The organism is Nocardia transvalensis (assembly GCF_015477765.1).
Lineage (GTDB): Bacteria > Actinomycetota > Actinomycetes > Mycobacteriales > Mycobacteriaceae > Nocardia > Nocardia transvalensis_A.
The window spans coordinates 259,258-272,854 of record NZ_JADLQQ010000011.1 but is presented as its reverse complement, the minus strand read 5'-3'; the positions used below and the strand labels follow the sequence as shown (position 1 = coordinate 272,854).

Annotated in this window: 15 protein-coding genes and 1 pseudogene; 11 read left to right on the top strand and 5 right to left on the bottom strand. The window is 67.5% G+C overall.

All coding sequences use genetic code 11. The features are described 5' to 3' along the window. The 4 genes and pseudogenes from IU452_RS30200 to IU452_RS30190 form a co-directional block, all read left to right on the top strand. Window positions 1–269, top strand: a pseudogene (locus IU452_RS30200) (NDP-hexose 4-ketoreductase); the annotation flags it as partial. Window positions 270–422: 153 nt separating this feature from the next. Next, window positions 423–620, top strand: a complete 198-nt coding sequence (locus IU452_RS30195) for a hypothetical protein (RefSeq protein WP_195112584.1) — start codon at window positions 423–425, stop codon at window positions 618–620. After that, window positions 617–760, top strand: coding sequence for a hypothetical protein (locus IU452_RS38555; protein ID WP_228818966.1), 144 nt, complete (start codon window positions 617–619; stop codon window positions 758–760). The genes IU452_RS30195 and IU452_RS38555 overlap by 4 nt, the downstream gene beginning before the upstream one ends. Continuing rightward, on the top strand, window positions 741–1,592 hold the full coding sequence (locus tag IU452_RS30190; RefSeq protein WP_324192899.1) for an RNA methyltransferase: 852 nt from the start codon (window positions 741–743) through the stop codon (window positions 1,590–1,592). The genes IU452_RS38555 and IU452_RS30190 overlap by 20 nt, the downstream gene beginning before the upstream one ends. Window positions 1,593–1,614: 22 nt before the next feature. On the opposite strand, the gene IU452_RS30185 is transcribed toward IU452_RS30190, so the two are convergent. Together IU452_RS30185 and IU452_RS30180 are read right to left on the bottom strand one after the other, a co-directional pair. Continuing rightward, the gene (locus IU452_RS30185) at window positions 1,615–2,361 is read right to left on the bottom strand and encodes an SDR family oxidoreductase (protein ID WP_195112582.1); all 747 of its coding nucleotides are present in this window, start codon (window positions 2,359–2,361) and stop codon (window positions 1,615–1,617) included. Window positions 2,362–2,480: 119 nt separating this feature from the next. Then, window positions 2,481–2,738, bottom strand: coding sequence for an SHOCT domain-containing protein (locus tag IU452_RS30180; protein ID WP_195112581.1), 258 nt, complete (start codon window positions 2,736–2,738; stop codon window positions 2,481–2,483). Between the two features lie 134 nt (window positions 2,739–2,872). Here IU452_RS30180 and IU452_RS30175 point away from each other — a divergent pair, with 134 nt between their 5' ends. Further along, a complete protein-coding gene (locus IU452_RS30175; protein ID WP_195112580.1) occupies window positions 2,873–3,511 on the top strand; it encodes a vWA domain-containing protein in 639 nt (212 codons plus the stop codon). A 15-nt stretch (window positions 3,512–3,526) separates the two neighbouring features. Here IU452_RS30175 and IU452_RS30170 read toward each other — a convergent pair whose 3' ends face one another. Together IU452_RS30170 and IU452_RS30165 are read right to left on the bottom strand one after the other, a co-directional pair. Then, complete coding sequence (locus tag IU452_RS30170) at window positions 3,527–4,189, bottom strand: response regulator transcription factor (protein ID WP_195112579.1); 663 nt, start codon at window positions 4,187–4,189, stop codon at window positions 3,527–3,529. Further along, window positions 4,186–5,478, bottom strand: a complete 1,293-nt coding sequence (locus IU452_RS30165; RefSeq protein WP_324192898.1) for a sensor histidine kinase — start codon at window positions 5,476–5,478, stop codon at window positions 4,186–4,188. Before IU452_RS30165 ends, IU452_RS30170 begins: the two co-directional genes overlap by 4 nt. 126 nt (window positions 5,479–5,604) lie before the next feature. Here IU452_RS30165 and IU452_RS30160 point away from each other — a divergent pair, with 126 nt between their 5' ends. The 4 genes from IU452_RS30160 (at window position 5,605) to IU452_RS30145 (ending at window position 11,032) form a co-directional block, all read left to right on the top strand. Further along, a complete protein-coding gene (locus IU452_RS30160; protein WP_195112578.1) occupies window positions 5,605–6,507 on the top strand; it encodes an ABC transporter ATP-binding protein in 903 nt (300 codons plus the stop codon). After that, complete coding sequence (locus tag IU452_RS30155; RefSeq protein WP_195112577.1) at window positions 6,504–7,361, top strand: ABC transporter permease subunit; 858 nt, start codon at window positions 6,504–6,506, stop codon at window positions 7,359–7,361. The genes IU452_RS30160 and IU452_RS30155 overlap by 4 nt, the downstream gene beginning before the upstream one ends. 305 nt (window positions 7,362–7,666) lie before the next feature. Then, window positions 7,667–8,110, top strand: coding sequence for an OsmC family peroxiredoxin (locus IU452_RS30150; RefSeq protein WP_195112576.1), 444 nt, complete (start codon window positions 7,667–7,669; stop codon window positions 8,108–8,110). Between the two features lie 198 nt (window positions 8,111–8,308). Further along, the gene (locus IU452_RS30145) at window positions 8,309–11,032 is read left to right on the top strand and encodes a discoidin domain-containing protein (protein ID WP_324192897.1); all 2,724 of its coding nucleotides are present in this window, start codon (window positions 8,309–8,311) and stop codon (window positions 11,030–11,032) included. Between the two features lie 2 nt (window positions 11,033–11,034). On the opposite strand, the gene IU452_RS30140 is transcribed toward IU452_RS30145, so the two are convergent. Continuing rightward, window positions 11,035–11,346, bottom strand: coding sequence for an antibiotic biosynthesis monooxygenase family protein (locus tag IU452_RS30140; RefSeq protein WP_195112575.1), 312 nt, complete (start codon window positions 11,344–11,346; stop codon window positions 11,035–11,037). A 118-nt stretch (window positions 11,347–11,464) separates the two neighbouring features. Between IU452_RS30140 and IU452_RS30135 the strand changes: the two genes are divergently transcribed. Beyond that, entirely contained in the window at window positions 11,465–12,208 is a 744-nt protein-coding gene (locus IU452_RS30135; protein ID WP_195112615.1) for an alpha/beta fold hydrolase, read from the top strand. Between the two features lie 107 nt (window positions 12,209–12,315). Beyond that, window positions 12,316–13,485 (top strand): acyl-CoA dehydrogenase family protein, encoded by a 1,170-nt coding sequence (locus tag IU452_RS30130; RefSeq protein WP_195112574.1) that lies wholly within the window; start codon window positions 12,316–12,318, stop codon window positions 13,483–13,485. Window positions 13,486–13,597: the final 112 nt, after the last annotated feature.

Sequence of the window (13,597 nt, the reverse complement as noted above, 5' to 3'; positions counted from 1 at the left end):
TGCTGGCCAAGCGCGGCTTCGACCCGGTGCTGGGCGCCCGCCCGCTGCGCCGGACCATCCAGCGCGAGATCGAGGACCAGCTGTCGGAGAAGATCCTCTTCGGCGAGATCGGCGCCGGCCAGGTCGTGCAGGTCGACGTCGAGGGCTGGGACGGCGAAGGCGCCGGCGAGGACGCCAAGTTCACCTTCACCGGTAAGGCGAAGGAGCCCAAGGCGACCGACGAGCCGGTGGCGGCGCTCGCGGGCGAGGCCGCGGCCTCCGGAGAGTAGTAATCCAGTCGAAGGCCCCTCTCGCACAAGGCGAGAGGGGCCTTCGCCATATCTCCCGCTCCGTCGTTCCGGCCCGGTTCCCCGTGGAACTCGCCGATTATTGGGAGAATCCCTAGTCTTCACATACGGATACGGTCATGGGAAGGAACCGGGGTGGCGTATCGATTCGCGGTACAGCAGGCGGACTACGGCGACCTTGCCAGCGGTGCCGTGCTCCGGTCTGCTCCCGGCTTGCCCGCCTTTCCGGTCCGGCTTGCGCCGGAGACATTTCAGCGTGCACTGGCGATTCGTGGCGGCGATCGTCCGGCGGTGGTGTGGGATCCGATGTGCGGCAGCGGATATCGGAGGTGACCGCCATTGTCGATCGTTCGGCGCCGGACATCGTCATCACCGACGTTCCCTATGGGCAACAGGTGCATTGGCACGGCGGCGACGAGGTGCCGGGGTTGCTGGCGGTTGTGCGCCCGGGCAGTGCGCCCGGGCTCGGATAGAAAGGTCGATCCGCTGAAGGTCACCGTCAGAAATGCCAGGTTTCAGCAGTGGGAGGCATTACTTACGAACCGGAACAAGCGGCAACGGGCCGGGCAGTTCCTTATTCAGGGCGTACGGCCGATTACCTTGGCAGTAGAAAACGGATGGTCGATCGACAGCCTGCTCCGTCCGGAGGGGCGACAACTCTCCGGCTGGGCCGAGCAGATGGTGCGGCGCAGCGGCGCGCAGGTCATCGAAGTGAAGCCGGATCTGCTCGCGGAACTGGGGGAAAGGGAATCGGGCGAACCCGAGTTGATCGCGGTCGGTGCGCTCCGCCCCGACGATTTCGATCGGCTGGGGCCCGGGCCGGGATTTTTCGGAGTCGTCTTCGACCGTCCGGTGAGCCCGGGCAATATCGGTACTCTCATACGATCGGCCGATGCCTTCGGTGCCTCCGGCGTCATAATCACCGGCCATGCCGCGGATATTTATGACCCCAAGGCGGTGCGGGCGAGTACCGGCTCCCTGTTCACGCTGCCGGTGGTGCGTGCCCATTCGACCGACGAGGTGCTGACCTGGGTGTCCGACCGCAGGCGGGAAGGGATCCCGATTCGTATCGTGGGGACCGACGAGCACGGCACGGTCGACATCGGGGATTACGACCTCACTCAGCCGACCCTGATGGTCATCGGCAACGAGACGGCCGGCATGAGCGCCCGGTGGCGTGAAGCCTGTGACGATATCGTGCGCATTCCTATCGGCGGCGGTGCCAGCAGCCTCAATGCGGCCACCGCGGGAGCGGTTGTGCTCTATGAAGCGGCTCGGCAGCGCGGGTACGGTAATCCTCCATGACCTTTCCGGCCGAGGCCGATCGCTAGCCGACCCGTTCGGCGAGGTACTCCGCCCAGGTGCGCTTGCCGTGGGTTTCGAAGGTGAGGTTGTCGCCGTTGCGGAAGGCGCGGCCTGCCTTGCCGGGGAAGGGAATCGGCACCATCAGCCGCCGCTTACCTGTGGCCTGCAGGAAGGTGCGGACCAGCGCGCGGAAGTCCAGCACCTCCGGACCGGCCAGATCGGACACCCGGCCCTGGGGTTCACCCAGCGTCAGTTCGACCAGCCTGTGCGCCACTTCCGCGGTCTCCACCGGCTGCATGCGGCCCGGGAGGAGGGGGACCACCGGCAGTTTCGCCAGCGTCCGCAGCGCGTCGAAGATTAGGTCGTGGAACTGTGCCGCGCGCAGCGTGGTGAACGGGATCCCCGATTCCTCGATCGCCCGCTCCGCGGCCAGCTTCGCGCGGAAGTAGCCCAGCGGAATCCGTTCCGCCGCCGTGACCCCGATGAATACCAGGTGCCCGACCCCGGCCGCGGCGTCGACCAGGTGGCGGGTCGCGACGTCGTCGGTCTTGGCGTCACCGGCCAGGTGCACGATCGTGTCGATGCCCGCCACCGCCGCGTCGATACCGTGGCCCTTGGTGAGATCGCCCCGCACATACTCGATTCCGGGCGTGTTCGCACGCGGGCTCCGGCTCAGCACCCGCAGCTCCTGTCCCGCCGTGAGCAGGCCGGGAACCACGTGCCTGCCCAAGGTGCCCGTACCACCGGTGACCAGAATCTTCGCCGCCATCACAACCTCCATTGCCGCTCGGCCGGTATGCCGTCGCCGTACCGGCGATCTACCGAGACGACGAGGCAGGCCGGACGAATGTGACTCGCTGTGATCCCTTTCTCAGCGTAGGCGAATGGTCATCGGCGGCGGCGTGATCGCCGCAGCACATCGAGCCTGGTCAGATAATCCTCCTCGCTGATCTCGCCGCGCGCGTAGGCCGAGCGCAGCGTGCCGATGCCGTTGTCACGGCCGAAGCCGCGCCGGAAGACGAACAGGGCGATGACCGTGAGCCAGAACAGAATCGGGATGATCCAGAAGAACGGCCAGGGATGCCAGCCGTAATCGGCGTGGTCGGCCAGTACCGAGACGGTCGTGGAAGTGAGATAGGTGTTCATGACTCGAGCCTGACTCGAGCCGACTGCCGCGGCATCGGTGTGTACGCGACATCTGGCATACGTATGCGCGCGTACGCGCAGGGCATCGCGCGTACCGTGGGTGGCGTTCACATCGTTCGACCGGGGGCAATGCGATGACCGATTCCGACCTGACGCTCATAGCCGTACTACTCGATCGTTCCGGATCGATGCAGTCGATCAAGTCCGACACCGAGGGCGGGTTCGCCGCCTTCCTCGAGCAGCAGCGCGAAGTGCCCAAGCGGATCGAGGTGACGTTGGCCCAGTTCGACACCGAATACGAACTGGTGTACGCGAATCGGCCGATTGCCGAGGTGCCGCCGCTGAATCTGCAGCCGCGCGGGATGACCGCGCTGTACGACGCGGTCGGTCGCCTGGTCACCGATATCGGCAGCGAATTGGCCGCACGCCCGGAGAACGCGCGCCCGGGGACGGTCATCGTCGTCGTCCTCACCGACGGGCACGAGAACTCCAGCCGGGAATGGACGCATTCGGCGGTGAAGTCGCTGATCACCCAGCAGCAGGACGTGTACAGCTGGAACTTCCTGTTCCTCGGCGCGAATATGGACGCGGTCGCCATCGGCAGCGAGATGGGCTTCGATCCGCGCCAGTCGATCACCTACGCCGCCGCGCCGGGCGGAGTGCGCGGCGTATTCCGGGCGGCGGCGGGAAATGCCGCCCGGATGCAGACCCGCGCGAGCGGTCCGATCGGCTTCACGGACGACGAAAGGGCCGAGGCCAACCCGGGGGAGTGACCGGATCTCGCGCCGCTACTGCCAGCCGGGGCGCACCAATCCGGATTCGTAGGCCATGACGACCAGCTGGGTACGGTCGCGGGCGTTGAGCTTCAACAGGATTCGGCTGACATGCGTGCGGGCGGTGGCCGGACTCATGAATAATCGCTCGGCGATTTCGGCATTGGTCAGCCCCTCGGCCACGAGCGCCATCACCTCCCGTTCCCGGTCGGTGAGATCGGACAGTGTCGCGGTCGGCGCCGGCTTGGCGCGGGAGGCGAATTCGGCGACCAGGCGGCGGGTGACGCTGGGGGACAGCAGCGCATCACCGTCGGCGACCACCCGCACGGCCTTCACCAGGTCGGCGGGCTCGGTGTGCTTGACGAGGAAACCCGTGGCCCCGGAACGCATTGCCTCGAAGACGTACTCGTCGAGCTCGAAGGTGGTGAGCACGACCACCTTCACGCCGGACAGCTCGGGATCGTCGGCGATCATCCGGGTGGCGCACAGCCCGTCCAGCACCGGCATCCGAATATCCATCAGCACCACATCGGGCACCAACTCCCGCGTCATCCGCAACGCCTGCTGCCCGTTATCGGCCTCACCGACGACCTCGATCCCGTCCTGCGCGTCCAGCAGCGCCACGAACCCGGCCCGCACCAGCGCCTGATCGTCCGCAACCAATACCCGGATTGTCATGAATCCTCCTGTGCGGTGGACGGTTCTGCGGCCGCCCGGTGCCGTCCGTCGGAATCCGGAGAACCCAACGGCAACCGCGCACTCACTCGAAATCCGCCGTCGCCGCGCGGTCCCGCCCGCAGTTCCCCGCCGAGAGCGTGCGCACGCTCGATCATTCCAGGAATTCCGTGACCTCCACCGGTGACGCCCTCTTTTGTCTTCTCGGCCTGCTCTCGGCCGGAATCCGCAGGCCCGACGGGTCGGCCGTTCTCGATGGTGAGCCGTAGCTCGTGCGGTGAATAGTCCACTGCGACAACGGCGTCGGTGCCCGGTGCGTGGCGCAGCGCATTGGTCAGCGACTCCTGCACGATGCGGGCGGCGGCGACGTCGACCACGGTGGGCAGTCGCCGCACGGTGCCTCGAATGGCCGTGTCGACCGTGAGTCCGGCCGCCCGGGCGGGAGCGAGCAGGGTATCCAGGTCCGCGATGCCTGTCGTCGGGCTCGTCGGCGCCGCACCGGATTCCGCCCCGGCTCGGATGGACCGCAGCAGCGTGTGCACCTCGTCGAGCGCATCGCGGCTGGCCTGTTTGATGGCGGCCAGCGCGGTGGCGGCCTGCTCGGGCTTGCGGTCCAGCAGTTCCAGTGCCACCGAGGACTGCACGTTGATCAGCGACAGGCTGTGGGCGAGCACGTCATGGAGTTCCCTGGCGATGGCGAGCCGCTCCTCGGTGGCACGCTGTTCGCGCTGGGCCAGTTCGCGTTCGCGCTCGGCCTCCTGCTGGCAGCGCACGGTCTCCGCGCGCTGCCGACGGGCCGTCAGCACCGCCTTTCGCTGGCGAATCCCCTCGGCGATCGCGATCAGCACGCACAGCCAGGCGAATACCCCGATGACCTGCCAGCCGCCGATCGCGTATCCGCGCAGCGTCGGTGCGGGCCACATCAGCATCAGATATCCCAGCGGCACGAACGGATAGGTGTGCCAGCGTGATCCGCGCGTCGCTGCGGTGAGGAAGGCGACGACCATCGAGATGAAGATCGGCCCGTAGCCGTAACCCGCGTACAAGTAGGTGAAGACGATTGCCAACGTCGCCAGGAATACGGTGCGGGGGTAAGCGCGCCGCACCACCAGCAGCAGCGGGCCGAGCATCAGAAGCCCGTACCCGAATGCGTCCAAGGCTTGCACGCCCGGCACCGGCACCCCTTGCCGGACCTCGGCCAGATTCGCCATCCGCCCGGCGCCGAGTTGCGCAGCGGCGACGACCAGCGCCACCAGCACATCCCGCCTATTGGGCCGAGCGGTCGGACTCACACTCGCACGGTAACGCCGTACTCGCGCAAACGGTACGTGGCCACGGCGAATTACGTCTGGATACGTATGCCGGATCGGGTCGGGCGGCGGATGTCCCGCCCCGGTCGAGGGCGGATTCTCGAAGGCATGAACGAAACCGTCGTGGTCACCCAGGCGCTGACCAAATGCTACGGCTCCCACACCGCCGTCGACGCCGTCGACATGACGGTTTACACCGGCGAGATCTACGGCTTCCTCGGACCCAACGGTGCCGGTAAGACCACCACGCTGCGCATGCTGGTCGGCCTGATCCATCCCACCTCCGGTACGGCGACGGTGCTGGGCCGGCGGCCGGGCGATCCGCGCACGCTGCGCCGTATCGGCGTGCTGATCGAGGGACCTGGGTTCTACCCGTACCTGTCCGGCCGGGACAACCTGCGGGTGCTGGCCCGCTATCGCGGCTGCGGCCTCGACGACGTGGAGGAGGCGCTGCACCAAGTGAAGCTGGCCGGCCGCGGCGACGACAAATTCCGCGCCTACTCGCTGGGGATGAAGCAGCGGCTCGGCGTGGCCGCGGCCCTGCTCGGCCGCCCGGACCTGTTGATCCTCGACGAACCCACCAACGGGCTCGATCCGGTCGGTATGGCCGAGATGCGTGAGCTCATTACCGGGCTCGCCGCCGACGGGCACACCGTCGTGCTGTCGTCTCACCTGCTCAGCGAGGTGCAGGAGATATGCGACCGCGTCGGCGTCATCTCGCAGGGCCGCCTGCTCACTCAGGCGACGGTCAGCGAATTGCGGGGAGCGGCAACGCTGTTCCTGCGGGCCGAGCCGGTGGAGTTGGCGTATCCGGCCGTGCGCCGGGTGGTGGGCGATCGCACCGCGTTGCTGACCGCCGCCGGCATCAGAGTCGATGCCGATGTGGCAACGGCGCCCAAGGTGGCACGCGCGGTGATCGAGGCGGGCGCGGACCTGCTGGAGCTGCGCACCGACGAAAGATCCCTGGAAGAAGTCTTTTTCGAGATGACGAAATCGGAGGCGCCGCAATGACGACGGTGCGAGATCTGTGGGCCGGCACCCGGGCGGAATTCGCCCGGTTGCGCAAGTGGCCGGCACTGTGGATTCTGATCGGCACGTGGATTCTGTTGAATCTCACCTTCGCCTATCTGTTCAACTATTTGGCCTACACCTCGGGTGACAGCACCCGGATGTCGAACGGTCTGCCCCGCGACGTGCTGCTGCGGCAGATGCTTCCGGCCGCGGTGCCGGAGGTGTTCACCCAGGGCATGGCGATGTTCGGCGGGGCGCTGATCCTGGTGCTGGGCGCGCTGACCGTCGGCAGCGGCTACGGCTGGGGAACCTGGAAAACCGCTCTGACACAAGGCCCTTCGCGGATGAGCGTGATCGGCGGCAGTGTGGTGTCCCTGGTGATCGTGGTGATCGCGCTGGTGTGCCTGGCCTTCGCGATCGACCTCGGGGTGGCGGCGGTGATCGGAGCGGTGCAGCACCAGTCGCTGGCCCTGCCCTCGGCCGGTCGTACGCTGCTCGGAATCGTCACCGGCACAGCCATTCTCGGCATGTGGACGCTGGCGGGTGCGGTGATCGGCGCGATCGCTCGCGGCCCCGCACTGGCCGTCGGCCTGGGCCTGGTCTGGGTGCTGGTGGTGGAGAACCTGCTGCGCGGCGTCGCGGCGATCTTCTCCCCGATCCGGGCGGTCACCGACCACCTGCCCGGCACCGCCGCCGGTTCCCTGGCGGGCGCGATGCGCACGGTCCAGGGCCAGGCCACCCCGGGCGTGCTCGACATCCTTTCCCGCCCAGTGTCGTTCACCGTCCTCGGTGCCTACGCCGTCGCCTTCGTCGCGGCGACGGCCTGGCTGATCCGGCAACGCGATATGACCTGATTCCGGCCGGAAGGTGAAAGGCATGGCCCGCCGGAAGGACCAGGGCGGTCCGCCGAATGGCGAGGTATGGCCCCGCCGGAAGGCTGAGGGGTGGGCCTCCCGATAAGGGGGCTCGGCCGGAAGGCGAAGGGGGGCGGGCCCGCCCGGAACAGCGAGGGCGGGCTCGTTCGGAATGACGAGGAGGTCGGCCCTCCTCGTCATTCCGGCATGTTCTGGGCCGGAATCTTGCGGCCGCCTCACCAAACCCGCGGGAGCGGGTAGGTTCGATCGGGACGGCGACCTATCCCAACTGTGAAAGGACAGTGATGCCAACACGTACCGCGCGTACCGCTTGGAGCGGGGGACTGCAGGACGGCTCCGGTCAGGTCGAACTGGCCAGCTCCGGGGTCGGCAAGTTCGATGTGTCGTTCCCCAAGCGGAGTGCCGAGACCGCCGACGGCACCACCAGCCCCGAGGAGCTGATCGCCGCCGCGCACTCGTCCTGCTACGCGATGGCGCTCTCGGCCCAGATCGGCAATGCCGGTGGCACGGTGCAGAGCCTGGATGTCGGCGCCGATGTGACCCTGGGCCCGGATCCGGCGGGCGGGTTCCGCATCGGCAAGATCAAGCTGACCGTTCGCGGCAAGGCATCGGGCATCGATGCCGCCGCCTTCCAGCAGGCCGCCGAGGCCGCCAAGGCGGGCTGCCCGGTGAGTAAGGCGCTGGCCGGCGTCGACACCATCGAGCTGGACGCCAGTTTCGAGTCCTGACGAACCGGTCGCCGGGTACCGGCTCGACATCGCTCGCCGAATCCGTTGGCGACCACCATCGTCAACGGTTCGGCGAGCAACGAGGCGCCGTGGTTATATGGCGGAAATCGGTCACTGTGGGCGGCAACCATAACCGAAATGTGTAGTTCGGGCTGATGTCGTCGCACCGGTCGGTCGAGTTGTGGCACTCTGGCGAACGTGGCGTCAACTGCGCGACAGTTCATCGGCCGCCATACTCGGCTGCTGATCGGTATCGTCGCGGCGGTCGTGGTCGTGCTGGTGGTCGCAGCGATTCTGGTCGCGGTGCGATCCGGCAACGGCGACTCGCCGCAGGCCCAGCCGTGCCCGGGGGACAACGTCTCCGACAGAGCCGAATGGGCTCCCTTCTCGGATGCCTATGCCGGGTCCTACGACAAACACCCCTTCGTGGGCAACGGCTATCTGGGCCTGCGGGTGCCACCGGCGGGCATGGGATATGTGCAGACCGGTGAACGGACCGGCTGGCCGCTGTACACACCCCGTTACGACGGCGCTTTCGTCGCGGGGTTGTACGGTGCCGAGCCGGGTCTCGCCGACGGGCGCGAGGTGGCCGCCGCCCTGCCCAACTGGTCCACACTGCTGGTCGGGGTCGGTGCGGAAACATATTCCCCCGCAACGGCACCCGCGCAGGTCACGAACTTCCGGCAGACCGAATATCTGCGCTGCGGTCTGGTGCGCACCACGCTGACCTGGACGACGCAGGACGGGCGGGCCACCGACCTGGTCTACGACGTGATCGCCGACCGGGGCGATCAGCACGCCGCCGCGGTGCATCTCACTCTCACCCCGCACTGGGATGGGCAGGCCACCGTGACCGGCCTGTTGGATATGGCAGGCGCACGCCGCTTGGACCAGACCGGGATCACGACCCCGGACAACACCACCACATCCCTGGGATTCCGCACCAAGACAACGAATATCGCCGGAAATGTGGCCTCGGTGCTCTCGGTGGGCGATGCCTCGGTGCACCAGCAGAACGGCAGCCAGCAGGCGACACTGGACGTGGAGTCGGGCAAGTCCTACGAGGTGACGAAATTCGTCGGTGTCGACACCGGTCTCACCGCCGCGGATCCGGCTCGCGCGGCGACCGATGCCGCCCATCGGATCGCTCGACGTGGGTGGTCGGATGTGCTTGCCGCACATGCCGAGGCATGGCGGTCGCTGTGGTCGTCCGATATCGAGGTCCGCGGGCACGACGATGTACAGCGCTGGGTTCGCGCGGCTCTGTATTCGCTGTATTCGGCGACCAATCCCCAGCAGGACAACAGCATTTCGCCCACGGGGTTGAGCAGCGACAACTACGCCGGTCTCATCTTCTGGGACGCCGACATCTGGATGTACCCGGGGCTACTGCAATTGGCGCCGACGCTGGCCAAATCCGTTGTGGAGTATCGGTTCAAGACGCTGCCCGCCGCCAAGGAGAATGCGCGGCTACTCGGATATCCGGGCGCCTTCTATCCCTGGACCAGCGCCGACACGGGCGATTTGAACTCCGAATGCCACAGTTGGTCACCACCGCACTGCGTGACCCAGATCCATCTGCAGGGCGATATCTCGCTCGCGGCCTGGCAGTACTACCTGGCCACCAAGGACACCGGCTATCTGCGCGACCGCGGCTGGCCGATCATGTCCGCCCTGGCCGAATTCTGGGCCGCGCGTGCGACGCCCAATCCGGACGGCAGCTATTCCATCCGCAATGTCGCCGGGCCCGACGAATACAGCAATGGCGTCGACGACGGGGTCTACACCAATGCCGTTGCGGCGGAGGCCCTTCGCAACGCCACCGAGGCGGCCCGGATCGTCGGCCAACCGGCACCGCCGACCTGGACCGCGATCGCCGATCACCTGCGCATGCCCTTCGACCCCGCCAACGGCGTCTTCCTGCAGTACGACGGCTACCGCGGAACGCAGATCAAACAGGCGGACACGGTATTGCTGCAATATCCGCTGGAATGGCCCATGCCCGAGGACGTCGCCGCGAAGACGCTCGAGTTCTACGCCGAACGCACCGATCCGGACGGTCCGGCGATGACCGATTCGGTGCACGCGATCGATGCCGCGGACTTGGGCGAACCGGGCTGCGCGGTCGGCACCTATGTGGATCGCTCCGGGCGTCCGTTCGCGCGCGAACCGTTCGGTCAGTTCGCCGAGGCCCGCGGGGAGAAGGCGGGCGCCCACGACCCGTTGGCGGGCTCACCGGCGTTCAACTTCACCACGCTGGCGGGCGGATACGTTCAGGAGTTCACCAACGGCCTGGCGGGGCTGCGCTTCCACGAGGATCGGGTGCGGCTGGAACCGCTGCTGCCGCCGCGGCTGAGCGATGGGGTCACCATCCACGGGTTGCGGTGGCAGGGACGTGTTTTCGATGTGACCGTCGGCGCCCAGCGCACGACCGTCACGCTGAAATCCGGGGCGCCGCTGCCGGTCGACACCGGACCCGGAACCGAGGTGCGCCAGGTCGATTCGGGGGCGGTGCTGGAATTGCCCACGCGCCGACCCGATCTCGCGCCGACCGACGATGCCGCGCAATGCAAGACGGTCACCGCCAGCAGCGAGGAGCCGGGCCAGTACGCCGAGGCCGCGGTCGACGGCGAAGGTGCCACCAGCTGGCGGCCCGACGCCGCGCAGGCCGACCTCACCGTCGATCTCGGCGCGGAGGCCGTCGTGACGCGGGTGGTGTCGAGCTGGACCCAACCGGCACCGGCCGCGACGCAGGTCTCGGTCTCCGCCGACAACCGCACTTGGACGGCGGTGTCGACCACGCCGACCGGCGATCTGGTCGAGCCCACCAACGCCCGCTACGTGCGGATCCAGGTGACCGGCGCCGACCCGAATGCCCACCCGGGCCTGCGAGAACTCGACGTCAACACCCGGCCCAGGTGAGGTCAGCCCTTACCCGGCACGTCCAGCACGACCTCGAACTCCAGCAGCGACGCGCCCGTCGACACCGGCTTGCGGTCGGCCTGACCGGCATGCGCCTGCTTCGCCGGACCGTCCCGCCACGCCGCGAAGGATTCCTCCGAATCCCACTGCGTCACAACGAAGTACCGATTGTCCCCGGCCACCGGCCGCAACAACTGGAACCCGAGAAATCCGGGCGAATTCTCCACGGCATGCGCCCGATTGGCGAACCGCTTCTCCAACTCGGGCCCCGCACCCTCGGGCACCTCGATCGCATTGATCTTCACAACAGCCATAGCCACAAGACTAAGCTAGCGGCGCGCCCGGAACTCTGCTCGGCACAGACGTAGGACCTGTGACCAGATTGCGTGGCAATCAACTTGTATGGCCTGAAGACGCGGGGAGGCGGACAAGCTGCTGTACGACGAGGGTGGCACGGGTGTGCCGATTCTGCTGTTGCACGGGCTGATGGGCAGTGCGCGGACCTGGGGTGGGCAGGTGGAGTGGCTGCGGAAATTCGGGCAGGTGTTCACCTTCGACGCGGCGGGGCACGGGCGTGCGGCGCCGCAGGAGCTCACCACCGAGGCGTTCGTTGCGGATCTGGCGACCGCTACTGCATCGATCGCCGAGCCGATGGTGGTGATCGGTCACTCCATGGGCGCCCTGCACGGCTGGGTGTATGCCGCCGACCATCCGGATCGGGTGCGGGCGCTGGTGGTGGAGGATATGGCCCCGGATTACCGGGGGCGCACGGCTCGGGACTGGGCGGCGATGATCGCGGCGTGGCCGCAACCGTTCCGCACCGCCGACGCGGTGCTGGATTTCTTCGGCCCGGTGGCGGGCCGCTACTTCCTGAATTCGTTCACCGAGGGCCCGGACGGTTATCGCCTGCACGGGGATGTCACGACCTTCCGCGACATCTCCGAGGAATGGGGCAGCCGCGACTTCTGGTCGCAGTGGCAGTCGGTGCGGGCACCGGCCCTGCTGATCGAGGGCGAGCACACCATCACCCCGCCCGGCCAGATGCGCGAGATGGCCGCCCGGCATCCGAACGCGCGCCACGTCCTGATCCCGGACGCGGGACATCTGGTCCACGACGATCAGCCCGCGGCCTACCGCGCCCACGTCGAAGAGTTCCTGCGCGGCGTCCTGGGCTGACCACCATTTGATGGCAGCCGCCTTCAGTCTGTCGGGGTGCGGGTCGTATGCTCGTGCCACGTTCCCGGCCGAAAGCACGCCGGGACAGCCGGAAAAGGTGACCACCGATGATCGACTTCTCGTTGCCCGCCGACCTCGAGGCCGAACGCGACCGGATCCGCCAATTCGTCATCGACAAGATCGTTCCCTACGAGCGTGATCCGCGGCTGACCTCGCACGGCCCCAACGACGAACTGCGCCAGGAACTCGTCGAACTGGCCCGCGCCGAGAAACTGCTCACCATTCAGGCCCCCGTGGAACTGGGCGGGCGCGGCCTCACCCATGTCGAACAGGCCGTGCTCTACGAGGCCGCAGGCTGGTCCACCCTCGGCCCGGTCGCCATGAACTGCGCCGCCCCGGACGAGGGCAATATGTTCCTGCTGTCCAAGGTCGCCAACCCCGAACAGGTCGACCGCTACCTGATGCCGGTGATCACCGGCCACCAGCGCTCGGTCTTCGCGATGACCGAGCCGGGCGGGGCGGGCTCGGATCCCGGTCAGCTCACCACCACGGCCACCTTCGACGGCGAGAACTTCGTCATCAACGGCCGCAAATGGCTGATCACCGGTGCCGACGGGGCCAAGACCTGGATCATCATGGCCCGCTTGGCGCCCAACCCCCACCTGCCGGAGGGGCCGACGCTGTTCCTGACCGACGGCGAAACCCCCGGCATCGTCATCGAGCGCACGATGAACACCATGGACCGCAACTACGTCGGCGGTCACGGGGTGGTGCGCTTCGAGAATCTGACCCTGCCCAAGTCGGCGGTGCTCGGCGAAACCGGCCAGGCGCTGCGGTATGCGCAGCTGCGGCTGGCTCCCGCTCGGCTCACCCACTGCATGCGCTGGCTCGGCGCCGCCGAACGCGCCCAGAGCATTGCCGTCGAACACGCCAAGACCCGCACCGCCTTCGGCAAGCCCATCGGCGAACACGAGGGCGTGTCGTTCCTGCTGGCCGACAACGAGATCGCGCTGCACCAGTGCCGCCTGACCATCTGGCATGCCTGCTGGTTGATGGATCAGGGGCACAAGGCCCGCCACGAGAGCTCCATGGCCAAGTCGTACGTGTCGGAGGAGCTGTTCAAGGTCGCCGACCGCTGCGTCCAGGTGCTCGGCGGCATCGGCATCAGCGACGAGACCGTGGTCGAGATGATCTTCCGCGATATGCGCGCCTTCCGCCTCTACGACGGCCCCACGGAGGTGCACAAGTGGGCAATCGGCCGCAAGGTGTTGCGCTAGCTGTGACGCTACCGTCCGATAGCGAAGCCCTCTGACTAGCAGCGACGGCCGCGGTTGCGCAATCGTGTCCGGTTGTGTTCTGCTCGATCGCGATACCACCGGTAATACCCGG

Excerpts from the sequence above, each read along its gene's own strand:
- IU452_RS30170 (WP_195112579.1), bottom strand. The coding sequence starts at position 4,189 with ATGACAATCCGGGTATTGGTTGCGGACGATCAGGCGCTGGTGCGGGCC.
- IU452_RS30160 (WP_195112578.1), top strand. The coding sequence starts at position 5,605 with ATGAACGAAACCGTCGTGGTCACCCAGGCGCTGACCAAATGCTACGGC.
- IU452_RS30180 (WP_195112581.1), bottom strand. The coding sequence starts at position 2,738 with ATGAACACCTATCTCACTTCCACGACCGTCTCGGTACTGGCCGACCAC.
- IU452_RS30155 (WP_195112577.1), top strand. The coding sequence starts at position 6,504 with ATGACGACGGTGCGAGATCTGTGGGCCGGCACCCGGGCGGAATTCGCC.
- IU452_RS30140 (WP_195112575.1), bottom strand. The coding sequence starts at position 11,346 with ATGGCTGTTGTGAAGATCAATGCGATCGAGGTGCCCGAGGGTGCGGGG.
- IU452_RS30185 (WP_195112582.1), bottom strand. The coding sequence starts at position 2,361 with ATGGCGGCGAAGATTCTGGTCACCGGTGGTACGGGCACCTTGGGCAGG.
- IU452_RS30150 (WP_195112576.1), top strand. The coding sequence starts at position 7,667 with ATGCCAACACGTACCGCGCGTACCGCTTGGAGCGGGGGACTGCAGGAC.
- IU452_RS30175 (WP_195112580.1), top strand. The coding sequence starts at position 2,873 with ATGACCGATTCCGACCTGACGCTCATAGCCGTACTACTCGATCGTTCC.
- IU452_RS30130 (WP_195112574.1), top strand. The coding sequence starts at position 12,316 with ATGATCGACTTCTCGTTGCCCGCCGACCTCGAGGCCGAACGCGACCGG.